At 64.1% G+C, this 26,347-nt stretch carries 26 protein-coding genes; 17 read left to right on the top strand and 9 right to left on the bottom strand.

Annotation, left to right across the window (positions count from 1 at the left end):
* Positions 1–234: 234 nt before the first annotated feature.
* Positions 235–1,011, bottom strand: a complete 777-nt coding sequence (locus AB3X96_RS32000; protein ID WP_368592792.1) for an enoyl-CoA hydratase — start codon at positions 1,009–1,011, stop codon at positions 235–237.
* A 135-nt stretch (positions 1,012–1,146) separates the two neighbouring features.
* On the opposite strand from AB3X96_RS32000, the gene paaN reads away from it, so the two are divergent.
* The 4 genes from paaN (at position 1,147) to paaK (ending at position 5,688) form a co-directional block, all read left to right on the top strand.
* On the top strand, positions 1,147–2,847 hold the full coding sequence (paaN, locus tag AB3X96_RS31995; RefSeq protein ID WP_368592791.1) for a phenylacetic acid degradation protein PaaN: 1,701 nt from the start codon (positions 1,147–1,149) through the stop codon (positions 2,845–2,847).
* 167 nt (positions 2,848–3,014) lie between these two features.
* A complete protein-coding gene (gene paaG, locus AB3X96_RS31990; protein WP_368592790.1) occupies positions 3,015–3,806 on the top strand; it encodes a 2-(1,2-epoxy-1,2-dihydrophenyl)acetyl-CoA isomerase PaaG in 792 nt (263 codons plus the stop codon).
* Between the two features lies 1 nt (position 3,807).
* On the top strand, positions 3,808–4,269 hold the full coding sequence (gene paaI, locus AB3X96_RS31985) for a hydroxyphenylacetyl-CoA thioesterase PaaI (protein WP_368592789.1): 462 nt from the start codon (positions 3,808–3,810) through the stop codon (positions 4,267–4,269).
* Between the two features lie 114 nt (positions 4,270–4,383).
* Positions 4,384–5,688: a phenylacetate--CoA ligase PaaK gene (paaK, locus tag AB3X96_RS31980; protein WP_368592788.1), complete on the top strand. Its 1,305-nt coding sequence runs from the start codon at positions 4,384–4,386 to the stop codon at positions 5,686–5,688.
* Positions 5,689–5,884: 196 nt separating this feature from the next.
* Here the strand turns inward: paaK and AB3X96_RS31975 are convergent, their stop codons facing one another.
* Positions 5,885–7,003 (bottom strand): murein transglycosylase A, encoded by a 1,119-nt coding sequence (locus AB3X96_RS31975; protein ID WP_368592787.1) that lies wholly within the window; start codon positions 7,001–7,003, stop codon positions 5,885–5,887.
* Positions 7,004–7,031: 28 nt separating this feature from the next.
* On the opposite strand from AB3X96_RS31975, the gene AB3X96_RS31970 reads away from it, so the two are divergent.
* Positions 7,032–7,193, top strand: coding sequence for a hypothetical protein (locus tag AB3X96_RS31970; protein ID WP_368592786.1), 162 nt, complete (start codon positions 7,032–7,034; stop codon positions 7,191–7,193).
* 145 nt (positions 7,194–7,338) lie between these two features.
* Here AB3X96_RS31970 and apaG read toward each other — a convergent pair whose 3' ends face one another.
* A complete protein-coding gene (apaG, locus tag AB3X96_RS31965) occupies positions 7,339–7,713 on the bottom strand; it encodes a Co2+/Mg2+ efflux protein ApaG (RefSeq protein ID WP_368592785.1) in 375 nt (124 codons plus the stop codon).
* A 328-nt stretch (positions 7,714–8,041) separates the two neighbouring features.
* Between apaG and rpe the strand changes: the two genes are divergently transcribed.
* The 8 genes from rpe to AB3X96_RS31925 all read left to right on the top strand — a co-directional run bounded on the left by rpe (position 8,042) and on the right by AB3X96_RS31925 (position 15,396).
* Positions 8,042–8,725, top strand: coding sequence for a ribulose-phosphate 3-epimerase (gene rpe / locus AB3X96_RS31960; RefSeq protein WP_176124324.1), 684 nt, complete (start codon positions 8,042–8,044; stop codon positions 8,723–8,725).
* Positions 8,726–8,732: 7 nt separating this feature from the next.
* On the top strand, positions 8,733–9,449 hold the full coding sequence (locus AB3X96_RS31955; RefSeq protein ID WP_176110228.1) for a phosphoglycolate phosphatase: 717 nt from the start codon (positions 8,733–8,735) through the stop codon (positions 9,447–9,449).
* Positions 9,450–9,825: 376 nt separating this feature from the next.
* Positions 9,826–11,319: an anthranilate synthase component I gene (trpE, locus tag AB3X96_RS31950; protein WP_176367423.1), complete on the top strand. Its 1,494-nt coding sequence runs from the start codon at positions 9,826–9,828 to the stop codon at positions 11,317–11,319.
* Between the two features lie 13 nt (positions 11,320–11,332).
* Positions 11,333–11,950, top strand: a complete 618-nt coding sequence (locus tag AB3X96_RS31945; RefSeq protein WP_176110225.1) for an aminodeoxychorismate/anthranilate synthase component II — start codon at positions 11,333–11,335, stop codon at positions 11,948–11,950.
* Between the two features lie 19 nt (positions 11,951–11,969).
* Entirely contained in the window at positions 11,970–13,001 is a 1,032-nt protein-coding gene (trpD, locus tag AB3X96_RS31940) for an anthranilate phosphoribosyltransferase (RefSeq protein WP_368592784.1), read from the top strand.
* An 18-nt stretch (positions 13,002–13,019) separates the two neighbouring features.
* Complete coding sequence (gene trpC / locus AB3X96_RS31935) at positions 13,020–13,805, top strand: indole-3-glycerol phosphate synthase TrpC (protein ID WP_368592783.1); 786 nt, start codon at positions 13,020–13,022, stop codon at positions 13,803–13,805.
* A 31-nt stretch (positions 13,806–13,836) separates the two neighbouring features.
* Positions 13,837–14,463 (top strand): CYTH domain-containing protein, encoded by a 627-nt coding sequence (locus tag AB3X96_RS31930; protein WP_368592782.1) that lies wholly within the window; start codon positions 13,837–13,839, stop codon positions 14,461–14,463.
* A 108-nt stretch (positions 14,464–14,571) separates the two neighbouring features.
* Positions 14,572–15,396: a uracil-DNA glycosylase gene (locus tag AB3X96_RS31925; protein ID WP_368592781.1), complete on the top strand. Its 825-nt coding sequence runs from the start codon at positions 14,572–14,574 to the stop codon at positions 15,394–15,396.
* Between the two features lie 126 nt (positions 15,397–15,522).
* Here AB3X96_RS31925 and AB3X96_RS31920 read toward each other — a convergent pair whose 3' ends face one another.
* The 5 genes from AB3X96_RS31920 to AB3X96_RS31900 form a co-directional block, all read right to left on the bottom strand.
* Positions 15,523–16,119, bottom strand: coding sequence for an FMN-dependent NADH-azoreductase (locus AB3X96_RS31920; protein ID WP_013090642.1), 597 nt, complete (start codon positions 16,117–16,119; stop codon positions 15,523–15,525).
* Between the two features lie 192 nt (positions 16,120–16,311).
* Positions 16,312–18,102: a M61 family metallopeptidase gene (locus AB3X96_RS31915; RefSeq protein WP_368592780.1), complete on the bottom strand. Its 1,791-nt coding sequence runs from the start codon at positions 18,100–18,102 to the stop codon at positions 16,312–16,314.
* A 145-nt stretch (positions 18,103–18,247) separates the two neighbouring features.
* Entirely contained in the window at positions 18,248–18,973 is a 726-nt protein-coding gene (locus tag AB3X96_RS31910; RefSeq protein ID WP_176110212.1) for a DsbC family protein, read from the bottom strand.
* 215 nt (positions 18,974–19,188) lie between these two features.
* Positions 19,189–20,361, bottom strand: coding sequence for a UbiH/UbiF family hydroxylase (locus AB3X96_RS31905; protein ID WP_368592779.1), 1,173 nt, complete (start codon positions 20,359–20,361; stop codon positions 19,189–19,191).
* 87 nt (positions 20,362–20,448) lie between these two features.
* Positions 20,449–20,811: a hypothetical protein gene (locus AB3X96_RS31900; RefSeq protein ID WP_368592795.1), complete on the bottom strand. Its 363-nt coding sequence runs from the start codon at positions 20,809–20,811 to the stop codon at positions 20,449–20,451.
* Between the two features lie 274 nt (positions 20,812–21,085).
* Here AB3X96_RS31900 and ychF point away from each other — a divergent pair, with 274 nt between their 5' ends.
* Entirely contained in the window at positions 21,086–22,180 is a 1,095-nt protein-coding gene (ychF, locus tag AB3X96_RS31895) for a redox-regulated ATPase YchF (RefSeq protein ID WP_368592778.1), read from the top strand.
* 77 nt (positions 22,181–22,257) lie between these two features.
* Here ychF and AB3X96_RS31890 read toward each other — a convergent pair whose 3' ends face one another.
* Positions 22,258–22,734 carry a hypothetical protein gene (locus tag AB3X96_RS31890; protein ID WP_368592777.1) on the bottom strand — a complete coding sequence of 159 codons (477 nt, stop codon included), beginning with the start codon at positions 22,732–22,734 and terminating at the stop codon, positions 22,258–22,260.
* Between the two features lie 485 nt (positions 22,735–23,219).
* Between AB3X96_RS31890 and ugpB the strand changes: the two genes are divergently transcribed.
* The 3 genes from ugpB to ugpE all read left to right on the top strand — a co-directional run bounded on the left by ugpB (position 23,220) and on the right by ugpE (position 26,347).
* Positions 23,220–24,545, top strand: a complete 1,326-nt coding sequence (ugpB, locus tag AB3X96_RS31885; protein WP_368592776.1) for a sn-glycerol-3-phosphate ABC transporter substrate-binding protein UgpB — start codon at positions 23,220–23,222, stop codon at positions 24,543–24,545.
* 75 nt (positions 24,546–24,620) lie between these two features.
* Positions 24,621–25,505, top strand: coding sequence for a sn-glycerol-3-phosphate ABC transporter permease UgpA (gene ugpA, locus AB3X96_RS31880; protein ID WP_018433769.1), 885 nt, complete (start codon positions 24,621–24,623; stop codon positions 25,503–25,505).
* Positions 25,502–26,347: a sn-glycerol-3-phosphate ABC transporter permease UgpE gene (gene ugpE / locus AB3X96_RS31875; RefSeq protein ID WP_368592775.1), complete on the top strand. Its 846-nt coding sequence runs from the start codon at positions 25,502–25,504 to the stop codon at positions 26,345–26,347. The genes ugpA and ugpE overlap by 4 nt, the downstream gene beginning before the upstream one ends.

The raw sequence follows: 26,347 nt of genomic DNA, 5'->3' as shown, positions 1-26,347 counted from the left end.
CTACCACCCGGCACTGCTTCGTTTGCGTCGCTGCGTCTGCAGCAGAGAAGCGAGATTATGGAGAACTTTCACCGGATCGTCAACAGGTTTTTATCACTTGCTTAACCTGCCCACGCCGCTGAAGCCCCCGCCAACAAAGCTTCCCGCTTCCCCGCGCCCCGGCGTCCGGAGCACGAAAGAGCGGAATTCTAGTCGCCGCCATCGCGACTTGCAAGCGATCTTTTGACAAATGTATTAACGATGTTTGAAAACCGGTTTGCGCTTTTCTACGAACGCGGCCATGCCCTCCTTCTGGTCTTCGGTAGCGAAGAGCGAATGGAACAGGCGGCGCTCGAAATGCACGCCCTCCGCGAGCGTCGTTTCATAGGCTCGATTGACCGATTCCTTGACCATCAGCACCGCCGGCAGGGGGAATTCCGCAATGGTGGCAGCCGCGGCAACCGCTTCGTCAAGCAACGATGCAGCCGGGATCACGCGCGAAACGAGTCCGGCGCGCTCCGCTTCGGCGGCATCCATGAAACGGGCGGTCAAACAAAGGTCCATCGCCTTTGATTTTGACACCGCCCGCGGCAAGCGCTGCGTGCCGCCCGCGCCCGGCATGATCCCGAGCTTGATTTCCGGCTGACCGAACTTCGCCGTGTCGGCGGCGAAAATGATGTCGCACATCATCGCCAGTTCGCAGCCGCCGCCGAGCGCGAAGCCCGCCACCGCGGCAATGATCGGCTTACGGATCGAGCGAACCGTTTCCCAGTTGCGAGAAATGTAGTCACCCTTGTAGACATCCATATAGGTGTAAGACGCCATCATGCCGATATCCGCGCCGGCCGCGAACGCCTTCTCGCTGCCCGTTACGACGATTGCGCCAATCGACTCGTCGCCGTCGAATTCGCGCAACGCAGCGCCCAGTTCGTCCATCAGTGCGTCGTTCAGTGCATTTAGAGCCTTCGGACGATTGAGAGTAACCAGTCCGACCCGCCCTCGCGTCTCAACCAGAATGTTTTCGTAAGCCATGCCACCTCCATAAGGGTTAATCGCACGCGAAAAACGCTTCGCGCATAGTTCGTAGTGATGCTACCATTCCCCAACCAACCGGTCGGTCAATTATTTGACAGGTTTTCCCCCAACGTACAGCCGAGCCCCTTTGCCATGACACATCCGCTATTCACCAAGCACGAAGACACGCTGCACAAAGCGCTCGCCGCGCTCGAAACGCGCGGCTACTGGAGCCCGTTCGCCGAGATGCCCAGTCCGAAAGTGTACGGGGAAACAGCCAACGCGGACGGCGAAGCCGCGTTCAACGCGCATCTAGACAGGACCTTCGACCTGGACCAACCGTCGACGGGAGAGACCGTCGGCGCGGAAGTTTCGCCGTTCGGCTTCCCGCTCGGCGTGCGTTACCCGAAAGCCGATCCGAACGCGCTTATCGCCGCATCCACTGCGGCGCAACGCGAGTGGCGCGCGGCCGGCCCGCAGACATGGATCGGCGTGAGCCTGGAAATCCTCGCCCGTCTGAATCGAGCCAGTTTCGAACTCGGCTACAGCGTGATGCACACGACCGGCCAGGCGTTCATGATGGCCTTCCAGGCGGGCGGTCCGCACGCCCAGGATCGCGCGCTCGAAGCGGTCGCGTATGCCTGGGATCAACTGCGCCGGATTCCCGCCGACGCGCATTGGGAAAAACCGCAAGGCAAAAACCCTCCGCTCGCGATGCACAAGCGCTACACCGTCGTGCCGCGCGGCATCGGCCTCGTGCTCGGCTGCTGCACATTCCCGACGTGGAACGGCTATCCGGGCCTGTTCGCCGATCTGGCCACCGGCAACACGGTAATCGTCAAGCCGCATCCGGGCGCAATCCTGCCGCTCGCGCTGACCGTGCGCATCGCGCGTGACGTGCTGCGCGAGGCGGGCTTCGATTCGAACGTCGTCACGCTGCTGGCCACCGAGCCGAACGACGGCGCCCTCGTCCAGCAACTGGCACAGCGCCCGGAGATCAAGCTGATCGACTTCACGGGCAGCACCCAGAACGGCACCTGGCTCGAGCGCAACGCGCACCAGGCGCAGGTCTACACCGAGAAAGCCGGCGTCAACCAGATCGTTATCGACTCGGTCGACGACATCAAGGCGGCCGCCCGCAATATCGCGTTCTCGCTGGCGCTGTACTCGGGCCAGATGTGCACCGCGCCGCAAAATATCTATGTGCCGCGCGGCGGCATTCGCACCGCAGATGGCACGCTCAGCTTTGACGAGGTCGCCCAGGCGCTTGCCGGTGCGGTGCAAAAGCTCGTCGCCGATCCGGCCCGCGCAGTCGAACTGCTCGGCGCGATCCAGAACGAAGGTGTCATGCAGCGCATCGACGAAGCCGCCAAACTTGGCCGCGTTCTCGTCGCGAGCCAAACGCTCGAGCATCCGGCGTTTGCGGGCGCTCGCGTGCGCACTCCGCTCGTACTGCAACTCGACGCCGCAACCGATCATGCCCAGTTCACGAAAGAATGGTTCGGGCCGATCTCATTCGTCATCGCGACGGACTCGACCGCGGAGTCGCTCGACCTCGCTGGCGAGATTGCCGCCGAGCACGGCGCGCTGACGCTGGCGGTCTACAGCACGGACGACGCAGTGCTCGAAGCCGCGCACGAAGCGTCGATTCGCGGCGGTGTTGCGCTGTCGATCAACCTGACCGGCGGTGTGTTCGTCAACCAGTCCGCGGCTTTTTCGGACTTCCACGGCACCGGCGCCAACCCGGCCGCCAATGCCGCGCTGGCCGATGCCGCTTTCGTCGCGAACCGCTTCCGTGTCGTTCAAAGCCGCGTTCATGTTGAACCGAAAACGCCGCCGGCGGTAGCTGGCTGAACGGCATAAGACACGGCTTCAACGCTACGCACGACTTCGTCCTATGCCGTTCGGCGGATGGACTGGGTCGTGCGCTCTGACTAGCATCAGACATCGGGTCGGCATCACGCGCCGACGCAGCCGAGCCACCGTGCCCATCGGCCAAAGAGAGTTTGAGGAGACACCCCATGTCATATGAAGCGATCCGGCTGGACATCGACTCATCGAGCCACGTCGCCACTATCACGCTGAACCGCCCGGACAAGCTCAACAGCTTCACGCGTGTGATGCATCAGGAACTCGGCGCGGCGCTCGACCAGGTCGAAAACTCCGGTGCCCGTGCGCTCGTGTTCACCGGCGCAGGCCGCGGCTTCTGCGCCGGCCAGGATCTCGCCGACCTCGATTTCACGCCCGGCGCGATGACCAACCTCGGCGCCGTGATCGATGAATTCTTCAATCCGCTGATCCGCCGTCTGCAGGCGCTGCCGTTTCCGGTGATCGCGGCGGTCAACGGCACGGCCGCTGGCGCGGGCGCCAATCTGGCGTTCGCGTGCGACCTGGTGCTCGCGGCTCGCTCCGCGAGTTTCATCCAGGCATTCGTGAAGATCGGCCTCGTGCCGGATTCGGGCGGCACGTGGTTCTTGCCGCAGCGCGTTGGCATGGCCCGCGCGCTCGGCCTCGCAATCACCGGCGACAAGCTCAGCGCCGAAAAAGCCGAAAGCTGGGGCTTGATCTGGCAAGTGCTCGACGACGCCGAACTGGCGCCGGCAGCGACAAAACTCGCGGCCCAGCTCGCGCAGCAACCGACGCGCGCGATCGCCGCGATCAAGCAGGCGATGCGTGCGGGCACGACGCAAACGCTCGACCAGCAACTCGATCTCGAGCGCGATCTGCAGCGCGAACTAGGCGCCTCGCACGATTATGCGGAAGGCGTGCAGGCATTTATCGAAAAACGCGCGCCGCGCTTCGAGGGACGTTGAGATGCCCACACAAACCACCTGGCCCGACCAAATGACGGCAGACGAACTCGCCCGCGCGACGGCCGCCGCGATGTACGAAAACGACGCCTGCAGTCGCGCGCTCGGGCTCGAGATTCTCGAAGTGCGCCCCGGCTATGCGCGGCTGCGCATGGCGGTGCGCGACGACTTCCTGAACGGGCATCAGATCTGCCACGGGGGCCTGATCTTCACACTCGCCGATTCGACCTTCGCGTTCGCCTGTAACACCTACAACATCAATACAGTCGCCGCCGGCTGCTCGATAGAGTATCTGCGGCCGGTCCACGGCGGCGACGTGCTGAGCGCCGAAGCGGTCGAACAGACATTGAGCGGGCGCACTGGAATCTACGATATTCGCGTGACGAATCGCGCCGGCGAGACTGTCGCAATGTTTCGCGGCAAGTCGGCGCAAATCAAGGGTAACCTGATTCCCACCGGCGACTAACGATTGGCGGCGGCCAGCCAGAACCGCCCGCGCGGGCAATTGTCCGCGTGGGCGGTTCTGGCGCCAATGCGTCACATATCAGACCCAGATACTGAGGCAGCAAGGAGACATTCGATGAGCACCGCTCTTCCGCTCGATCCGATCGAGACCGCCAGCCGCGACGAGCTCGCCGCGCTCCAACTTGAACGGCTCAAATGGTCGCTCACCCATGCGTATGAAAATTCGTCGGTGTATCGGCGCAAGTTCGACGAAGCCGGCGTTCATCCGCGCGACGTTAGGTCGCTCGCGGACATCGCTCGGTTTCCGTTCACGACGAAAAAGGATTTGCGCGACAACTACCCGTTCGGAATGTTCGCCGTGCCCCAAGAGCAGATTTCGCGAATCCATGCGTCGTCTGGAACGACCGGCAAGCCGACTGTCGTCGGCTATACGGCGCGCGACATCGACACGTGGGCGAATCTCGTCGCCCGTTCGGTACGCGCCGCCGGCGCGAAGCGCGGCGACAAGGTGCACGTGAGCTATGGCTACGGCCTCTTCACCGGCGGCCTCGGCGCGCACTACGGCGCCGAGCGCGCGGGGCTCACCGTGATTCCGTTCGGCGGTGGCCAGACCGAAAAGCAGGTGCAGCTGATCCAGGATTTCCGGCCGGACATCATCATGGTGACGCCGAGCTACATGCTGTCGATCGCCGACGAATTCGAACGCCAAGGTATCGACCCGGCCAGCTGCTCATTGCGCATCGGGATCTTCGGCGCTGAGCCGTGGACCAACGACATGCGCGAGGCGATCGAAAAACGTATGGGCATCGACGCGGTCGACATCTACGGTCTTTCCGAAGTGATGGGACCGGGCGTCGCCTCGGAGTGCGTCGAAACAAAAGACGGTCCGACGATCTGGGAGGACCATTTCTATCCCGAGATCATCGACCCCGAAACGGGCGAGGTGCTGCCCGATGGCGAACTCGGCGAGCTCGTGTTCACGTCGCTGACGAAAGAAGCGCTGCCGATCATCCGCTACCGCACGCGCGATCTCACGCGCCTGCTGCCGGGCACCGCCCGCACGATGCGGCGTATGGAAAAGATCACGGGCCGCTCGGACGACATGATGATCGTGCGCGGTGTCAACGTGTTCCCGACCCAGATCGAAGAACTATTGCTCAAGCAGCGCGCGCTTGCGCCGCACTATCAGATCGTGCTGACGAAGGAAGGGCCACTCGATGTGTTGACGCTGAACGTCGAACCATGCCCCGAAAGCGCGCCGGATACCGCGGCGCTAACCGCCGCGAAAAACGCGCTGGCTTACGACATCAAGGCGCTGATTGGCGTGAGCGCGGTGGTGAACGTGCTGCCGGTGAATGGAATCGAGCGCTCGGTGGGCAAGGCGCGGCGCGTGATAGACAAGCGCAAGTCGGGCCTCTAAGTCGGGCAAGATGCAACGGGCAACGACGCGCAGCGTACTAGCCCAACGAAAAACGGCGTCGAGCACGGTTTCTGATCCACACGTGACGCCGATTTCAAACGACATCTATTTGAGGCTTCGCGGTAGCCTCAAACCCGCCTTGCGAAAACTGCTGCTAGTCAAACGGCAGTCACGCTTCCGTCTCCGCCCCACCGCCTCACGAATTCGGCAGCAGCAACCACATCCGGCCGCCCTGCTTCATCTTGCCAGCCAGATCGCCGGCATCGTCGCCGAGGCCCCAGAAGTAGTCGGCGCGCACGCCGCCTTTGATCGCGGTACCAGTATCCTGCGCGAACACGAGACGGTTCATTGGCGAATTCGTCAGCGGCCGCGTGGTCTGCAGGAACACCGGCGTGCCGAGCGGAATCGCGCTCGGATCGACCGCAATCGAGCGCTCCGGCGTCAACGGTACGCCGAGCGCGCCGATCGGACCGTCTGCGCCGCCGCTCGGCACACTTTCGGCCGACGGCATCTCGCGGAAAAACACGAAGCGCGGATTGGTGTCGAGCAGGCCATCGACGCGCGTCGGATTCGCGCGGGCCCATGCCTTGATGCCCTGCATCGTCGCCTGCGCCGGCGTGATCTCGCCATGATCGAGGAGCCAGCGCCCGATCGACTTGTACGGCTGATTGTTGGTCCCGCCAAAGCCGACGCGCATCACGCTGCTGTCTTCCATCACGATGCGCCCGGAGCCTTGCACCTGCAGAAAGAACGCTTCGATCGGATCGTCGACCCACACGAGTTCGTTGCCGCTGAGCGCGCCCGAGCGTTCGAGCTGGGCGCGAGCCGGCAACGGCGCCCCCGCGCGATAGCCGGCGGGCCAGCGGTACAGCGCGGTCTGATACACGCCGTGCCGCGTGCGCGAGCCCCGCAGCAGGGGCTCGTAGTAACCGGTAACCAGACCGTCGAGCGTGCCGTCGCTATTCGCGAGTTGGAACGGCGTGAAGTAGGCTTCGAAGAAGGCGCGCGCGCTGGTGACGTCGAGATCGTCGATTTGCGCGGCCGCCGCGCACGCACGCGACCAGTTCGGCTGACGCGCGAGCCTCGTGCAGTTTTGCCGCAATGCGGCGGTCGCGCCGATCAGCGAGTCGTCCTGCCAGCCCGGCACCTGTTGCCATGCAACCGCGGTCAGGCGCGCCGACGCGATCTGGCCGGGGATGATCGCCGCACCGCTCGGCGGTGAAGGTCGGATCGCGCCGCCGCCACCGCAGGAGGCAAGCAACACTGCAACCGACAACGCTCCGAGCCACGCGCTGGCCCTGCGGACAAAACGCATACAATGTTCGTTCTTGATGGAAACCGCCATGTCTGATCTGTTCGACGAATACCCGATGCTCATCTTCGCGCTGGAATCGCTGGTCGCGCTATTCCTGCTCGTCTTTATCGTTGTGTGGACGTCGTCCGGCAAGAAAAAAGCGCGACGTGCCAGCTCGGCGGCACGGTCCCAACAGCAAAAGCCGCATTGACCTTGACCTGCGGGCTGCACGCAGAACCGCGCCACCCCTCGTGCATCGAGTGCTCGCCCGAGCGCTCATCCAACCTGCCACTCAACCGCCCGCTGCTTCGCGCGCCCACACGAACTCATTAATGACCGCGCAGGACCGCGCCGGTTCAATGCAACGTTCGCGGCATGCGCAACACGAACTCCGGCACCGGCGCCTCGAAGCGCTCGCCATCCTCCGCCACGCAGAAATAATCGCCGCGCATCGTGCCGACCGGCGTCGCGATCACTGCCCAACTCGTGTATTCGAAATGCTCGCCCGGTTTGAGCAGCGGCTGATGACCGACCACGCCCAGGCCTTTGACTTCCTGCACGGTGGTTTCGCTGTCGGTGATGATCCAGTGACGCGCGATCAACTGTGCAGGCACCTGGCCGGTGTTACGGATGGTCAGGGTGTAGGCAAAGGCGTACTGGCGACGCTCCGGGTCCGATTCTTCGGGCAGGTATTGCACCTGCGCCGACACGCTGAATTCGTACTGGCTCATCCTGATTCCGATCTGATCAAACGGGCTGTGAAAAATCGTGGGAGGCCCCGAACGCCAATGGTCTGCCGGTGCAGCGGCGATGGGGCGCTCATGGAGTGGCATTCTGCTTGATGCGCGGCATGGCCGCAACCAGACACGCCTTTCGGCCAGGAGTGTCTAAGACGTTGGGACACGGCTGCTGGCCGCGCCGCCTTTCGATGCCGTTGTTGCGCCGGCACTTTGCGACGTTTCATCGCGCGATTCCGCCACGCCAACCGCGGCCAGCGCGCCGGTCCGCACGCGCAAAAACGGTAAAATGGCGCTTTCCCGCTTGCATCTGCCTCCCGTCATGACCCAATTTCGCATCGCCCCCAGCATTCTCTCGGCCGATTTCGCCCGTCTGGGTGAAGAGGTCCGCAACGTCGTCGCTGCCGGCGCCGACTGGATCCACTTCGACGTGATGGACAACCACTACGTGCCGAACCTGACCATCGGCCCGCTCGTTTGCGAAGCGATCCGCCCGCACGTCGACGTGCCGATCGACGTGCACCTGATGGTGCGCCCGGTCGACCGCATCGTGCCGGACTTCGCGAAAGCCGGCGCGAACCTGATCAGTTTTCACCCGGAAGCGTCGGATCACATCGACCGCACGCTGTCGCTGATCCGCGATCACGGCTGCAAGGCCGGCCTCGTGTTCAATCCGGCGACGTCGCTGAACTATCTCGATCATGTGATGGACAAGGTCGATCTCGTTCTGATCATGTCGGTGAATCCGGGCTTTGGCGGCCAGTCGTTCATCCCCGAGGCGCTCAACAAGCTGCGCGAAGCGCGCAAGCGCATCGACGCGTACAGCGAGCGCACCGGCCGCGAGATCCATCTCGAAGTGGACGGCGGCGTGAAGGTCGACAACATCGCGGAAATCGCGGCGGCCGGCGCGGACACGTTCGTGGCCGGCTCGGCGATCTTCGGCCAGCCCGATCACAAGGTCGTGATCGACAAGATGCGCGCCGCCCTCGCCACCGTCCAGCGCTGACCCGACGATGACTGCTCCGTACCCCGCTCCGTCCTTCGCCGGCCCGCGCCTCGAAGCCGCGATCATCGACCTCGACGGCACGATGATCGACACCGCCGACGACTTCACCGCCGGCCTGAACGGCATGCTCGCTCAGCTCGACGCGGAGGAAACGACGCGCGAGGAAGTGGTCGGCTATGTCGGCAAGGGTTCGGAGCATCTGATCCGCAGCGTGCTCGCCCCGCGCTTCGAAACCGAACACGCGCAAGAGCGCTTCGACGAAGCGCTCGCGATCTATCAGGCCGAGTACGCGAAGATCAACGGCGTGCACACACGGCTTTATCCGGACGTCGAAGCCGGTCTGCGCGCGCTGCGCGACGCGGGCCTGAAGCTCGCCTGCGTGACCAACAAGCCGCACCGCTTCGCGCTCGAGTTGCTGCAGCAATACGGACTGGCGCAGTATTTCAGTGTCGTGCTCGGTGGCGACAGTCTCGCGAAAAAGAAACCGGACCCGCTGCCGATGCTGACCGCCGCCGCTCAACTCGGCGTCGAACCGAGCGCCACGGTCGCGATCGGCGACTCGGAAAACGACGCGCTGGCGGGCCGCGCGGCCGGTATGGCGACGCTGACCGTGCCCTACGGCTACAACCACGGCCAAGCTATACAAACAATAAAATCCGATGGTATAGTTGCCTCGCTGCTCGACGCCGCCAGGGCGATCGCAGCGCACCAATCCACGACTTAACAGTCCTTCATCTTCATGTTTCTGAATAAAAAACGGAGTCTGATTAGCATCGACCGGGGAGCCTGGCCCTGGCGTCGCTGGTCGCGCTAACCTCGCCTGAGGTAGGCTGAAGCTTGTCTTCGGCAACCGTTTTTTACTTCGCTGCGCTTACGCGCCATTTCCATCGTTTTGTATTTGCGCTGCTGCATCGGCTGATTGGGCCTGCGCGTACCCGCAAGGTACTGTCGCTCACCCGCACCGCTCGCACGCGCCGATGGAAGACCCGCGCCGGTCGGTATCATCGTGTCGAGAACGTCGACCCACGCCCTGACCGGAGGCGCTTCGCCCCGCTTTGCCCGACGCTTGCTGCCGCCGGACCACCGTACAGGATCGGAACATGACCGAACTCGAATTCCAGTCCCTCGCCAACGAGGGTTTCAACCGCATCCCGCTGATCGCCGAAGCGCTCGCCGACCTCGAAACGCCGCTGTCGCTGTACCTGAAGCTCGCGCAGACCGAGCGCAACGGCGCAAACTCGTTCCTGCTGGAATCGGTGGTCGGCGGCGAACGCTTCGGGCGTTATTCGTTCATCGGGCTGCCGGCGCGCACTCTCGTGCGCACGCGCAACGGCGTGTCGGAAGTGGTGCGCGACGGCAAGGTCGTCGAAACGCACGACGGCGATCCGCTCGCCTTCATCCAGCAGTTCCAGGCGCGCTTCAAGGTCGCGCAACGCCCGGGGCTGCCGCGCTTCACGGGCGGTCTCGCCGGCTACTTCGGCTATGACGCGGTGCGCTACATCGAGAAGAAGCTCGCGCACAGCGCGCCGAAAGACGATCTGAACCTGCCCGACATTCAGTTGCTGCTGACCGAGGAAGTGGCCGTCATCGACAACCTCGCGGGCAAGCTCTATCTGGTGGTCTACGCGGACCCGACCCAAGCCGAGGCCTATACGAAAGCGAAGCACCGTCTGCGCGAACTGCGCCAGCGGCTGCGCGTCACCGTCGAGCCGCCCGTCGTGTCGGCTAGTGTGCGCACCGAGATCTACCGCGAGTTCGCGAAAGACGATTACCTGGCCGCCGTGCGCAAGGCCAAGGAATACATCGCCGCCGGCGAACTGATGCAGGTGCAGGTCGGCCAGCGCCTGACCAAGCCGTACCGCGACAATCCACTGTCGCTGTATCGCGCGCTGCGCTCGCTGAATCCGTCGCCGTATATGTATTACTACAACTTCGGCGACTTCCACGTGGTCGGCGCGTCGCCGGAAATCCTGGTGCGCCAGGAAAAGCGCGGCGAGGACCGTATCGTCACGATCCGCCCGCTCGCTGGCACGCGTCCGCGCGGCAACACGCCCGAGCGCGACGCCGCGCTCGCGACCGAACTGCTGAACGACCCGAAGGAAATCGCCGAACACGTGATGCTGATCGACCTCGCGCGCAACGACGTCGGCCGCATCGCGCAGATCGGCTCGGTCGTCGTGACCGACAAGATGGTGATCGAAAAATACTCGCACGTGCAGCACATCGTCAGTTCGGTCGAAGGCAAGCTCAAGAACGACATGACCAATTTCGACGTGCTGCGCGCCACCTTCCCGGCCGGCACGCTGTCGGGCGCGCCGAAGGTCCGCGCGATGGAGCTGATCGACGAGCTCGAACCCATCAAGCGCGGCCTCTACGGCGGGGCGGTCGGTTATCTGTCGTTCACCGGCGAGATGGATCTGGCCATCACGATCCGCACCGGCGTGATCGCGAACGGCAATCTGTATGTGCAGGCGGCCGCGGGCGTGGTCGCCGATTCAGTGCCGGAATCCGAATGGCAAGAGACCGAGAACAAGGCGCGCGCGGTGCTGCGCGCTGCCGAGCAGGTCCAGGACGGCCTCGATAGCGACTTCTGACCGGAGACACACCATGCTGCTCATGATCGACAACTACGACTCGTTCACCTACAACCTGGTGCAGTACTTCGGCGAACTCGGCGAAGACGTGCGCACCTACCGCAACGACGAAATCACACTCGATGAAATCGCCAGGCTGAACCCCGAGCGCATTTGCCTGTCGCCGGGTCCAAGCAATCCGCAACACGCGGGCATCACGCTCGACGTGCTGCGCGAATTCTCCGGCAAGACGCCGATTCTCGGCGTGTGCCTCGGCCACCAGGCGATCGGCGAGGCATTCGGCGGCCGCGTCGTGCGCGCGCAAACCATCATGCACGGCAAGGTCAGTACGATCGAAACCGACTGCAAGGGCGTATTCGCGGACCTGCCGAAGCATTTCACGGTGACGCGCTATCACTCGCTCGCGATCGAACGCGAATCGCTGCCCGACTGCCTCGAAGTATCGGCATGGACCGAAGACGGCGAGATCATGGGCGTGCGCCACAAGGAACTCGCCGTGGAAGGCGTGCAGTTCCACCCGGAATCGATCCTCTCCGAACACGGCCACGCGCTGCTCGAAAACTTCGTCAAGCAGTCGAAGCTCGCCGTCGGCGGCAAGGCTGCGCATCATCCGGCTTCCCGCAATGCCTGACCAGAAGAGAGACGAGATCATGTCCATTACGCCCCAGGAAGCCCTGCAGCGGACCATCGAGCACCGCGAGATTTTTCACGACGAAATGCTGCACCTGATGCGCCTGATCATGCGCGGTGAGCTGTCACCGGTGATGTCGGCGGCGATCATCACCGGCCTGCGCGTCAAAAAAGAGACCATCGGCGAAATCACCGCGGCCGCCACGGTGATGCGTGAATTCGCCCGGCACGTCGACGTGCAGGACAACTCGAACTTCGTCGACATCGTCGGCACCGGCGGCGACGGCGCGCACACGTTCAACATTTCCACCGCGACGATGTTCGTATCGGCCGCGGCCGGCGCGAAGGTCGCGAAGCACGGCAATCGCGGCGTATCGAGCAAGTCGGGCAGCGCGGACGTGCTCGAGGCGCTCGGCGTCAATATCGATCTGCAGCCGGAGCAGGTCGCCGAATCGATTGCGGAAACGGGCATGGGCTTCATGTTTGCGCCGAACCATCATCCGGCGATGAAAAACGTCGCGCCGGTACGCCGCGAACTCGGCATCCGCACGATCTTCAATATCCTCGGGCCGCTCACCAATCCGGCCGGCGCCCCGAATCAGCTGATGGGCGTGTTCCACCCCGACCTCGTCGGCATTCAGGTACGCGTGATGCAGCGCCTCGGTGCCAGGCACGTGCTCGTCGTGTACGGGGTGGACGGCATGGACGAAGTGTCGCTCGGCGGCGCCACGCTGGTCGGCGAGTTGCGCGACGGCGAAATCCGCGAGTACGAAATTCATCCGGAGGACTTCGGCATGCAGATGGTGTCGAATCGCACGCTGAAGGTGGCCGACGCGAACGAGTCGAAGGTCATGCTGCTCGACGCGCTCGACAACAAGCCCGGCGTCGCGCGCGAGATCGTCACGCTGAACGCCGGCACAGCGCTCTATTCGGCGAACGTCGCGGCCACGATCGCGGACGGCATCGTGCTCGCGCGCGAAGCGATCGCGAGCGGCAAGGCGCGCGCGAAGGTCGACGAACTGGTGCGCTTCACCCAGCAATTCAAGCAGTAATCACGTAGCGAGACATTTATGAGCGACATTCTCGACCGCATCATCGCGGTCAAACGCGAAGAAATCCGGGCGGCCGAACAAAGCGTGCCGCTCGAAGAACTGCGGCTCGAAGCGTCGTCGCGCGACCTGCGCGACTTCGTCGGCGCAATCCGCGCCGAGCACACGGCGGGTCTCGCCGCGGTGATCTCGGAAGTGAAGAAGGCAAGCCCGTCGAAGGGCGTGCTGCGCGAGCACTTCGTGCCGGCCGACATCGCGCGTTCGTATGAAAAGCACGGCGCGGCGTGTCTGTCCGTGCTGACCGACGTGCAGTTCTTTCAGGGCAGCGTCGCCTATCTGCAGCAAGCGCGCGCCGCGTGCCAGTTGCCGGTGATCCGCAAGGACTTCATCGTCGATCCATATCAGGTCGTCGAAGCGCGCGCGATGGGCGCCGACGCGATCCTGCTGATCGCCGCCGCGCTCGAAACCGCCGAGATGCAGGACCTCGAAGCGCTCGCGCATTCGCTCGGTCTCGCGGTGCTCGTCGAAGTGCACGACAGCGATGAACTCAAGGAAGCGCTGACGCTGAAGACGCCGCTGATCGGCATCAACAACCGCAATCTGCGCACCTTCGAGACCTCGCTCGACACGACGCTCGGCATGCTCGACGCGATTCCCGACGACCGCATCGTCGTGACCGAATCGGGCATCCTGTCGCGCGACGACGTCGAGCGCATGCGCGCGCGCAACGTGCATACGTTCCTCGTCGGCGAGGCGTTCATGCGCGCGGACGAGCCGGGCGTGGAGCTTGCGCGGATGTTTTTCTGAGCACGCGCTCGCATAAGCAAGGACACGCATCATGAGCATGGAACGCGAAATCAAGCTGGCACTGCCGGCTTCGCAGGTGCAGGCGGCAACGCACTGGTTCGCCGCGCGCGCCGGCAGGAAAGGACGCGCGATCAAGCTCGTGAACATTTACTTCGACACGCCGCAGTTGACGCTGGCGTCATCGAAGAGCGCGCTGCGTCTGCGCCAGACGCCGGACGGCTGGCTGCAGACCTTCAAGACGGTCGGCACGGCGACCAACGGCCTGCATAGCCGGCACGAATGGGAAATGCCGGTCGCCGGCGCGAAACTCGAAATCGATTCGTTGCTGAACGCTTGCGACGAACCCGCCGCCGCGGACGCTCTGAAACAGGCCGCGCCTGCGCTGATCGAGCTGTTCCACACCAATTTCACCCGCACGCTCTGGCTGCTCGATACCGACGGCGCTCAGATCGAGGCAGCGATCGATCAGGGCGACGTGCTCGCCGAAGTCGACGATCAAACGCGCCGCGCGCCCATTTCGGAGATCGAACTCGAACTGAAGTCGGGCGACGAAGCGGCGCTTCACACGCTCGCCGCCGAACTCGGCAAACGGATTGCCGGCCTCGCGCCGGATGACATCAGCAAGGCGCAGCGCGGCTATCGGTTGCGCGCGGGGTAAGCGCGGGATGGGCGCGGAATGGCCGCGGGTTGACGAAACCCGCGGCACCTCATGCGCTCGCTCGCCGCACCTTGAGCTAGCCAGCGTTTGCTGCGACACTTCCCCGCCATGACCTCCGCTACCCGTACCCGCTCCAGTTCGCCGCAGGCGTCGTTGTTCGACGATGCCGCGCCAGCTCCCGCCGCAGCCTCGGCCGACACCACCGCCGCTGCCCCGCCCACGCTCGAAGCCCAATTCGCCGCGCTGCCGGCGGCTTGGCGTGCGCATTTGAAACCCTTCATCGACAGCGACACCTACGCGCCGCTGTGCCGCTTCGTCGACGGCGAGCGTGCTGCCGGCAAAACCATCTATCCGGCCGACGTGTTCCGCGCGCTGCGCCTGACGAGTCCCGACGAAGTGAAAGTCGTGATCCTCGGCCAGGACCCGTACCACGGCGAAGACCGCGGCACACCGCAGGCGCACGGTCTCGCGTTTTCGGTCGCGCCGCACGTGCGGCCGCCGCCGTCGTTGCGCAACATCTTCAAGGAAATCGGCGCGAGTCTCGGTCACGCAACGCCGCAGCACGGGTGCCTCGACAGCTGGGCCAGACAGGGCGTGTTGCTGCTGAACACGGTGCTGACCGTCGAGCGCGACAGCGCCGCGAGCCACGCGAAACGCGGCTGGGAAAAATGCACGGACACGCTGATCCACGAACTGGCTACGCGGCATCAGAATCTCGTGTTCATGCTGTGGGGCGCGCATGCGCAGGCCAAGCGCGCGCTGCTCGGCGGCAAGTCGCACTATGTGCTGGAGGCGCCGCATCCGTCGCCGTTGTCCGCGCATCGCGGCTTTCTCGGTTGCGGTCATTTCGCGAAGGCGAACGAATATCTAATGCAGCACGGCCGCGAGCCGATCGACTGGCGTCTGCCGGACGACGCGCAAATGCTTGCGTGACGGCGTCGCCGTCGGAAGATGTCGATACGAAGCGAAAACGCCACGGAGGGTGAACCCATCCGTGGCGTTTTTTATTTCACCGCTTGCGCCGCATCGAAGCGGCGCAATGCGGCACGACGAAGCCGCTTAAACCGCGGCGATCGCTTCGCGTGCCGAGCTCAGCGCGGCGGTCGCGGCGTCCGGGCCCATGTTCAGGCCTTCGGCGTAGATGAAGTTCACGTCGGTCATGCCGAGGAAGCCGAGGAAGCTCTTCAGATAGGGCGTCTGGCTATCGTTCGGCGTGCCCAGATACTTGCCGCCGCGCGCCGACACGACGTGGACCTTCTTGCCCGTCACGAGGCCTTCCGGGCCGTTCGCGGTGTAGCGGAACGTGATGCCCGCACGCGCGATGAAGTCGAAGTACGTCTTCAGTTGCGACGAGATGCCAAAGTTGTACATCGGCGCGCCGATCACGATGACGTCGGCGGCTTGCAGTTCGGCGATCAGCGCTTCGCTGCGCGCGGCGATCTCGGCCTGTTCCGGCGTGCGCTGCTCGGCCGGCGTGAAAAACGCGCCGAGCACGGCGTCGTCGAGGTGCGGCAGCGGTTCGGCTTGCAGGTTACGGACGACGACTTGCGCGCCCGGATTCGACTGTTGCAGCTTTTCGGTCAGTTCGTTGACGAGAAGCGTCGAGTTCGCGCCTTGCGAACGGGCTGCCGAGTTGATTTGCAGGATCGTGGTCATGGTTGACTCCAGTAGGGGGCGCGCAGTGTTGCGCGAGTGGAGCCATTGTGTTTTTTTACCGAGCGGCGAAAAAGCCGTCTGGCGGCGACGGATTGTTGCATGGGTAGAACAATCCACCGCCCTCCTCCGCCGATTGATGACGAGACGGGCGACGATCGGTGGACCGCCCGGTGCGGCCCACCGCCACGCCGTTCACTTCGTCAGCCAGCGCTCGAGGGCTTTGCGCGCGGCGGGACGGTGATCGCTGACCGTGAGCTTGTAGCGCGCCACTTCGGGACCGTCGAGCTTCACTTGGGTGACCCGCAGCTCCTCGCGGCGGAACGCGTGCACCTCGACTTTCGCGCCCGGCTGGTAGCGCGCCAGCAGCGCATCGATATTCCCGCCGGTCACGCGCAGGCCATCGAGCGCGATCAGCACGTCGCCAGCGGAAAGGCCCGCTTTCTGCGCGGCGCTGCCCTCGTGCACCGTCGCGAGCCCGCAGTCCGCGCCGCCGCGCAGCCGCACGCCGAGCGACGGCTTGCCGTTCTTGTCGACGTCCGGCGCGAGCGTCACGCCGAACGGCGCGAGCAACGCGTCGAGCGGCAGATCGCGCGTGCCGCGCACGCCCTCGGCGAACAGTTCGGCAAGTTCCGCGCCGCTCGCTTCCGCAAAAATCGCCTCGATCTCGCTTTCGTCGACGCCGACCGGCTTGCCGCGATAAAAATCACGGCCAAAGCGCTTCCACAGCAGACGCATCACGTCGTCGAGCGATTTCTGATTGCCGGTTTGCGCGCGGATCGTCAGATCGAACGCGAGCGCGATCAGCGAGCCCTTCGTGTAATAGCTGACGATCGCGTTCGGCGCGTTCTCGTCCTGCCGGTAGTACTTGACCCATGCGTCGAACGAGCTTTCGGCGACGCTCTGCTTCAGGCGCCCGCTGCCGCGCTGCACGCCGCCGATCACCTTGCCGAGCAGGCCGAAATAGTCGTCCTGCGAGATCACGCCGCTGCGCACGAGAATCAGGTCGTCGTAATACGACGTGAAGCCCTCGAACAGCCACAGCAGCGACGTGTAGTTTTCGACGCCGAGATCATACGGCGCGAACACGGCCGGCTTGATCCGCTTCACGTTCCACGTGTGGAAATACTCGTGGCTGCACAGACCGAGATAAGTCCGGTAGCCCTCGCTCATCGCATCGCGGCCCTGCACCGGCAGATCGGTGCGATTGCAGATCAGCGCGGTCGACGCGCGATGCTCGAGACCGCCGTAACCGTCGGTGACGGCCTGCGTCATGAACACGTAGCGCTCGACCGGCGCCTTCTTCGATTTCGGTTCGAACAGTGCGATCTGCGCCTCGCAGATGCGCTTCAGGTCGCGGCACAACCGCTCCATGTCGAGCCCGATCACTCGGCCGCCGATCACGACGTCGTGCGGTACGCCGTGCGACTTGAACGTCGCGAGCGCGAACTCGCCGAGCGTCACCGGATGGTCGACCAGCTCGTCATAGTTCTGCGCGCGGTACTCGCCGAAGCCGTAGCGCCGGGTGCCGCGCGCTTCCGGCAGCGCGGTCGCGACGCGCCAGTCGCGATACGCGGCGCCCTGCGGCTTCTGGATATCGACCACGCACTGCGCGTCTTCGTGGCCGAGCGGCGACAGGAACACGCTCGTGCCGTTGAAAAAGCCGATGGTGGCGTCCAGATGCGCGGCGCGCACCGACATGTCCCATGCGTACACCTCGTAGCGCAGCGTCAACGCTCCCTTGACCGGCGCGGCCTGCCACGTGTGCTTATCGACCTTCTCGACGCGCACCTTGCGGCCCGCGTCGTTGACCGCGCGCAGCGTCACGATGTTGCGCGCGAACTCGCGCACCATGTAGCTGCCCGGAATCCACACCGGCAGCATGAAACGCTGGCCGGCCGGATCGGGATCGGCGACGGTCACGGTGACTTCGAACAGGTGGGCGGCAGGGCTACTCGGAACGATGGTGTAGCGGATCGGCTTCATCGGCGGCGTTTGGGAGTGTCAGGAGAGTGAGACGAAGAAGTTCGGGGCTCGATGCGAAAGGAGGCGCTGCGTGCGCCTCCTTTCGTTTGAACGTTGCATCTGTTGCGCGCCTGAGGCGTGCGGGGTGCTGCGTGCAGCGCGCGGCTCAGTGCACCGCCGACAGTTCCTTGTCGAGCCGGTCGGCCGGCACGGCGCCCGGCAGTCGGCGGCCGTCGGCGAGGAACACAGTCGGCGTGCCCTCGACGTTCATCGAACGGCCGAGCGCGAGGTTCTTGTCGATCGCGGCGGTGTCGCAGGTGGCGGCGGCGGTCGGCGCCTGACGGTCCTGCATCCACGATTCCCACGCCTTCGCGCGATCGGCCGAGCACCAGATCGACTTCGACTTGGCCGTCGAATCCGGCGACAGCACCGGGTACAGGAAGGTGTAGACCGTCACGTTATCGATCGACTGCAGCGTTTTTTCGAGCTGCTTGCAGTACGGGCAGTTCGGATCGGAGAACACCGCGATCTTGCGCGCGCCGTTGCCGCGCACGACCTTCACCGCGTCGCCGAACGGCAGGGTCGCGAAGTCGATGCGGTTGGTTTCCGACAGGCGTGCCTCGGTCAGATTCTTGCGCGTCTTCGAGTCCACCATGTCGCCGAGCATCAGGTAGTCGCCGCTCGCATCGCTGTAAATGATCTGCGTGCCGAGGTTCACTTCGTACAGGCCCGCGATCGGCGTCTTCGACACGCCCTTGATCGTCACGTCGGACAGACGGTTTTGCAGGGTGGCTTTGAGCTTGTCGGTGGTCTGGTCGGCCTGCGCCGAGCAGCCGAGCGTGACGGCAGCGATCGCGAGGGCGGCGGCGGCGATGCGGAAAGTCTTTTTCATGCTGGAGTCCTGGGGGTCATTCGCGCACCTGCGCGTTCGTTACGTTCCGGCCGCGCGCGTTGGCCGCCTATCGGTTCGATCAGGCTCGATCAGGTTCGATCGGGTTCGGATAAGGGCCGGATAGGGGCGGATCGCAGCGCGTCGATCCGGTCATGATACCTGTCCCGGGCGCCCGCGACCGGCCATCGGCTATCCGCGCGACGCCTCGTTGCGGTTTACCCCAGCGCGGCCGACACGAGCCAGCGCTTGATGAATGGCTGCGCGCCGACGAACGCCATGCCGGTATTGCGCACGGCGCGCGCGAGCGGACCGGACACCGAAAACAGTTTCTGCAGGCCGTCGGTGGCGATCATCAGCGCGCGGATGTCTTCGCGGCGCGCGCGTTCGTAGCGACGCAGCAGCACCATGTCGCCGAGATCGCGAAACGACTCCTTGCCACCGATCGTGCTCGCGAGCGCGGCGACGTCGCGCAAGCCGAGGTTCATGCCCTGCCCCGCCAGCGGGTGGATCAGATGCGCGGCATCACCGACCAGCGCGACACGCGGCGCGACCAGCCGGTCGACGGTTTGCAGCGCGAGCGGGAAGCCCTGCGCGGGCGTGACACACTCGAGCGCGCCGAACTGTTCACCGCTCACGTGCTCGACTTCGGCGGCGAGCCGCTCGGGATCGAGCGCGAGCAATTGCTCGGCGTGTTCGGTGCGGGCCGACCAGACCAGCGACAGGTGGCCGTCCGGCATCGGCAGCAACGCGATGATCTCGCCGTCGCGGAACCACTGGTACGCGGTTTCGCCGTGCGGCTTCGCAGCCTTGAAATTGGCGACCACGCCGATCTGCCGATAGTCGCGGCGCACCATCTTCGAGCCGATCTGGGCGCGCACCCACGAGTGCGCTCCGTCCGCGCCGACTACGAGGTCCGCTTCGAGCACGTTGCCGTTCGCGAGGCCGACGCTCGCGCTGACGACGGAGAAATCGAGTGCCTGCGCGCGCGTGTCGATCCATGTGAGGTTCGGCTGGAAGCGCAGCGCGGCATCGAGCGCACGCTCGATCACCGACGACTCGACGATCCACGCAAGCTGCGGCACCGATGCCTGAAACGCGGAGAAATGCAGTTCGGCGTGGGCGTCGCCGTAGACGCGCATGTCGTAGACGGGACCGAGCCGTGAGTGATCGAGCGCCTGCCAGACCCGCAGCCGTTCGAGCAAGTCCTGCGAACTCGACGACAACGCATAGACGCGCGAGTCGAAGGCAGCACCCGCCGGCAGCGCCGCGCAAGGCTGCGCGAGCAGTGCGACGCGCAGTCCGGCTTGCGTGAGCGCGAGCGCCGCGGTCTTGCCGACGAGCCCGCCGCCGATCACGGCGGCATCAAAGGTCTGGTGGTGTGCGTTCATGCGCGCATTATAGCCGCGGGGGGTGCGGGGGACGGATCGACGGGCGCGGGCATTTGGGCTCCATGCGCGGGCCCCTGATGGGTCGTGCTAACGCGTCGCGGCGCTCGCCGCGAGCGCCGCGTTCGCCTCGCGCATGCGCATGAAATCGCGATCAGACGAGAGGTTGCGCCATGCGGCCGCCTCGAGCTCGGCCTTGCGATCGCGCTGATCGCTGCGCACCGCGCAGTCGGGGAACACGCGGTCGAACACGCTCCACAACGAGTCGTAGTCGTTCTTGTCAGCGAACCGTGCGATGTCGGCGCGATCTGCGTGCGACAGGTGGGTCGACAAACAGTCGATCGTCTGACGGTCCGTGGTTGCCTGGGCTTCGTCGAAATCCGGCGCGACCCATGCCGCGACCACGCCTACCACGATCGCGGCGGCGACGCCAATTCCGACCCATCTCATCATTCGCACGCTGGTCCTCCGGAAATGGGGCTCTGCCGGCTTTGAACTGACGATTCTACCGTGGCGATGCGCGAATGCGCCGCCCGGTCCGCGCGGGCGAACGGGTTACAATTGCGCTTTCCGTGAAAACTCGCACTCAATCGTCGAGCCAACGCCCCGATTCGGTGACTTGTCCGCTCCGCTGAGCCTGCCGCGCCCCTTCTAACGCGAAGGCTTTCCGAATTCGCGCGCAGCGTCGAGCGCATCACGCAACCTACTGATTCACTGAAGGATTTCCATGAGCCTCCAATGCGGCATCGTCGGCCTGCCTAACGTCGGCAAGTCCACCCTGTTCAACGCACTCACGAAGGCGGGCATCTCCGCTGAGAACTATCCGTTCTGCACGATCGAGCCGAACGTCGGCATCGTCGAGGTGCCGGACACCCGTCTGAAGGCGCTTGCCGAAATCGTCAAGCCGGAACGCATCCTGCCGGCGGTGGTCGAGTTCGTCGACATCGCGGGTCTGGTGGCCGGCGCGAGCAAGGGCGAAGGCCTCGGCAACCAGTTCCTCGCGAACATCCGCGAAACCGATGCGATCACACACGTCGTGCGCTGCTTCGAGGACGACAACGTGATTCACGTCGCGAACAAGGTCGATCCGCTGTCGGACATCGAGGTGATCAACACCGAACTCGCGCTTGCCGACCTCGGCACCGTCGAAAAGGCGCTCGCGCGCTACTCCAAGGCGGCCAAGTCCGGCAACGACAAGGAAGCCGTGAAGAACGTGGCGGTGCTGGAGAAGGTCCGCGCGCAACTCAACCAGGCGAAGCCGGTCCGCGCGCTCGATCTGAGCGATGAAGAAAAGGCCACGCTCAAGCCTTTCTGCCTGATCACCGCGAAGCCGACCATGTATGTCGCCAACGTGAAGGAAAACGGCTTCGAGAACAATCCGCACCTCGACGCGGTCACGAAGTTCGCGGCCGCGGAAGGCTCGCCGGTCGTGGCCGTGTGCGCGGCGGTCGAAGCGGACATCGCCGACCTCGACGAAGCCGACATGGAAGTATTCCTCGCCGACATGGGCATGGAAGAGCCGGGCCTGAACCGCGTGATCCGGGCGGGCTACAAACTGCTCGGCCTGCACACCTACTTCACGGCCGGCGTGAAGGAAGTGCGCGCGTGGACGATCCACATCGGCGATACGGCGCCGAAGGCGGCCGGCGCGATCCACACGGACTTCGAGCGCGGCTTCATCCGCGCGCAGACGATCAGCTTCGCCGACTACATCACCTACAAGGGTGAACAAGGCGCGAAGGAAGCCGGCAAGATGCGCGCGGAAGGCAAGGAGTACGTCGTGCACGATGGCGACGTGATGAACTTCCTGTTCAACGTGTAAGAGCGAAGCGGCGCACACTGCGCTGCCCGGGTAAGGCCCGCGAACCCTCAGGGGTTGCGGGCTTTTTTGTTTGCGCGCTACGGTTTGCGCAGTGCGTCGAGACAACGGGCCTTGATGCGCGGATTTGCAGTGGTGATCGCCGAGACAGCGTGCAATGCTTTGGCCTTGTAGTTTTTCGGCGCATCGTCAATAAACGGAATGCCGCACACACGTGATATCGCCAGAATGTGGCCATCGCCCTCGAGCGGGTCTACGACCTTCAAGACGGCCGCGGGATTCCTCGGCAACGCATAGGCAAGAGCGATTCCCAACCCTTCCGCGTTGGCACCGTCGGCCCCGACAGCCAGTTTGGGCGCAAGTGCGACCCAATCTGCGCGGCCTGTCCCGATCTGCCCGAAAAGCCTATCGACAGCCGCTTCGTCCAACGACCTGAAAAACGCGCTCGCCCCTTGCCGGCCAATCGCCGCTGATACCTCGGCGGGCGTGTTGCTTTGCACGGCCCCCACCGCTGCTGACGCACACACCAAGATCAGGAGTGCAAGGAGTTTCTTCATCGTTCTACCCGAAGCTGGTGGTCACCGCTTAACCAGATTCGCTCGCGGACGGCGCGGTTCGAAATAACGATGCATCCGTTCGACGCGCTACCTGGATGACTCTTGCTGTCGCCATGCATGAAGAAGGCATTCCGGCCGAAGGTTTCTGTTATACGGATCGGACCGCCTGCGTCCAAGTCATGTTAAACACCTCAGTATCAGATCGCGTTACCGAGCTTACGGCATTTGCAGACGGGCGAATGTCAAAAGTGGTAATGGTCGCGCAAACACATTTATGCGGCCCCATGCAATGAGCCGGATCGCCGACGAACTTCCCGAATAGAGTCCCATTTATTTCCTTTCCATGACAGCCGATGCTAAATTTCGGCTTCCGGCGCGCCGTCATCCACGGACCGCGCCACCCGGCCACCGACGCCGGAATGTCATCGAACACAAATAGAATCGCGCGATTCGCGTCCGCGCCCTTATGAACAGGAGATAAATCGATGAATTACAAGCCGCTGTTCCGCTCACTTTCCGTCGCCGCTGTATTGAGCATCGGCATCAGCCAGGCGGCTCACGCCGCGACCGAAATCCAGTTCTGGCATGCGATGGAAGCCGCACTGGGCGAACGTCTGAACGACATCGCGAACGACTTCAACAAATCGCAGAGCGACTACAAGATCGTGCCCGTGTTCAAGGGCACCTACGACCAGACCCTCGCCGCCGGCATCGCCGCCTATCGCAGCGGCAACGCGCCGGCGATCCTGCAGGTCTACGAAGTCGGCACCGCAACGATGATGCAGGCGAAGAAAGCCATCGTCCCGGTCACGCAGGTCTTCAAGGACGCGGGCGTGCCGCTCGATCAGAAGGCCTTCGTGCCGACCATCGCCAGCTATTACAGCGACTCGAAGACCGGTGAGCTGATCTCGATGCCGTTCAACAGCTCGACGCCGGTGCTGTACTACAACAAGGATGCGTTCAAGAAGGCCGGCCTCGATCCGAACCAGCCGCCGAAGACCTGGGCCGAGTTGCACGCCGATGCGCAGAAGCTGAAGGCCTCGGGCATGTCGTGCGGCTATTCGTCGGGCTGGCAGAGCTGGATTCAGCTCGAGAACTACAGCGCGTGGCATGCGGCGCCGTTCGCGTCGCGTAACAACGGCTTCGACGGCATGGACGCGCAGGTCGAATTCAACAAGCCGCTTCAGGTCGCGCACATCCAGTTCCTGCAGGGCATGGCGAAGGACGGCACGTTCACCTACGTCGGCCGCAAGGACGAGGCGATGTCGAAGTTCTATAGCGGCGACTGCGGCATCATCACGAACTCGTCGGGTTCGCTCGCGACGATCAAGAAATACGCGAAGTTCAGCTTCGCCACCGGCATGATGCCGTACGACGACAGCGTGAAGGGCGCGCCGCAGAACGCGATCATCGGCGGAGCGAGCCTGTGGGTGCTGTCGGGCAAGGACCCGGCCGTCTACAAGGGCGTCGCAAAGTTCCTCGCGTATCTGGCCACGCCGCCGGTCGCCGCGAAGTGGCATCAGGACACCGGCTATCTGCCGATCACGACCGCCGCATATGATCTGACGCGCCAGCAGGGGTTCTACGACAAGAACCCGGGCAGCGACACCGCGATCCGCCAGATGCTGAACAAGCCGCCGCTGCCGTACACGAAGGGTCTGCGTCTGGGCAACATGCCGCAGATTCGCACCGTGATCGACGAAGAACTCGAGCAGGTGTGGGCGGAGAAGAAGACGCCGCAACAGGCGCTCGATTCGTCCGTCTCGCGCGGCGACGAACTGCTGCGCCGCTTCGAAAAGGCCGGTAGCTAAGCATCGCCCTCTGGCAGGGTTCCGGCGTTCTTGCGCCGGAACCCGAAGTCGTTGCAACACATCTCGAGAACCCCGATGGATAAGCGCTCTTACTTCGGCACCAGCGCGCTGCCCTACCTGCTCGTCGCGCCGCAGCTGATCATCACGCTGGTGTTCTTCCTGTGGCCGGCCGGCGTCGCGCTCTGGCAATCGACGCAAACTCAGGACGCGTTCGGCACGTCGAGCGAGTTCGTCGGACTCGCGAACTTCAAGCAGCTGTTTGCCGATCCTTTATATCTCGCGTCGTTCAACACGACGATCGTGTTTTGCACGCTCGTCACCGTGTCGGGCCTCGTGATCTCGCTGTTGCTGGCGGTCTGTGCGGACCGCGTGACGCGCGGCGCGAAGGCCTATCAAACGCTGCTGATCTGGCCGTACGCGGTCGCGCCCGCGATCGCCGCGGTGCTGTGGTCGTTCCTGTTCAACCCGAGCATCGGCCTCGTCACGTACGCGCTCGCGAAATACGGCGTCGTGTGGAATCACGCGCTGAACCCCGGTCAGGCGATGTTCCTCGTCGTGCTCGCGTCGGTCTGGCAGCAGATCAGCTATAACTTCCTGTTTTTCTACGCGGGGCTGCAGGCGATTCCGCGCTCGCTGATCGAGGCGGCCGCGATCGACGGCGCCGGTCCGGTGCGGCGCTTCTTCGGCATCGCGCTGCCGCTGCTGTCGCCGACCACGTTCTTTCTGCTGGTGATCAACATCACCTACGCGTTCTTCGACACCTTCCCCGTGATCGACGCGGCGACCGGCGGCGGACCAGGCCAGGCGACCCGCACACTGATCTACAAGATCTTCGCCGAAGGCTTCCAGGGGCTCGACATCGGCAGCTCGGGCGCGCAGTCGGTCGTGCTGATGATCATCGTCGTCGCGCTGACCGTCGTGCAATTCCGCTTCATCGAACGCAGGGTTCAATACTCATGATCGAGAACCGACGCGGTTTCGACCTGTTCTGTCACGCGGTGCTGATCATCGGCGTCGCGCTGGTGGTGTTTCCGGTGTACGTCGCGTTCTGCGCGGCGACGATGAGCGAGCACGAGGTGTTCACAGTGCCGCTGTCGCTCGTGCCGAGCACGCACCTGTTCGAAAACATCGTCACGATCTGGACGCAGGGCACCGGCAACGCGGCGGCGCCGTTCAACCGCATGCTGCTCAACAGCCTCGTGATGGCGCTCGTGATTGCGGTGGGCAAGATCGCCGTGTCGATGATCTCCGCGTACGCGATCGTCTACTTCCGCTTTCCGTTTCGCACGGCCGCGTTCTGGCTGATTTTCATCACGCTGATGCTGCCGGTCGAAGTGCGGATTTTTCCGACCGTGCAGGTGGTGTCGTCGATGCATCTGAGCAATACGTACACCGGTTTGACGCTGCCGCTGATCGCGTCGGCGACCGCGACGTTCCTGTTCCGGCAGTTCTTCAAAACGCTGCCGGACGAATTGATGGAAGCCGCGCGCATCGACGGCGCGGGCGCGCTGCGTTTCTTCTGGGACGTCGTGCTGCCGCTATCGCGCACCACGATGGCGGCGCTCTTCGTGATCACGTTCATCTACGGCTGGAACCAGTATCTGTGGCCGATCCTGATCACGAGCCAGCAGTCGCTGACCACCGCGGTGATCGGCATCAGGGGGATGATCGCCTCGGGCGATACCGCGACCGAATGGCATCTGGTGATGACGGCCACGCTGCTCGCGATGCTGCCGCCGCTCGCCGTGGTGCTGACGATGCAGCGCTGGTTCGTGCGCGGCCTCGTGGACTCGGAAAAGTGA

Origin of the sequence: Paraburkholderia sp. BR13439, assembly GCF_040948805.1 — a bacterium.
Taxonomy (GTDB): domain Bacteria; phylum Pseudomonadota; class Gammaproteobacteria; order Burkholderiales; family Burkholderiaceae; genus Paraburkholderia; species Paraburkholderia youngii.
Note: the sequence above shows the minus strand (reverse complement) of the source record. Positions and strands in the feature narration are given on the sequence as shown.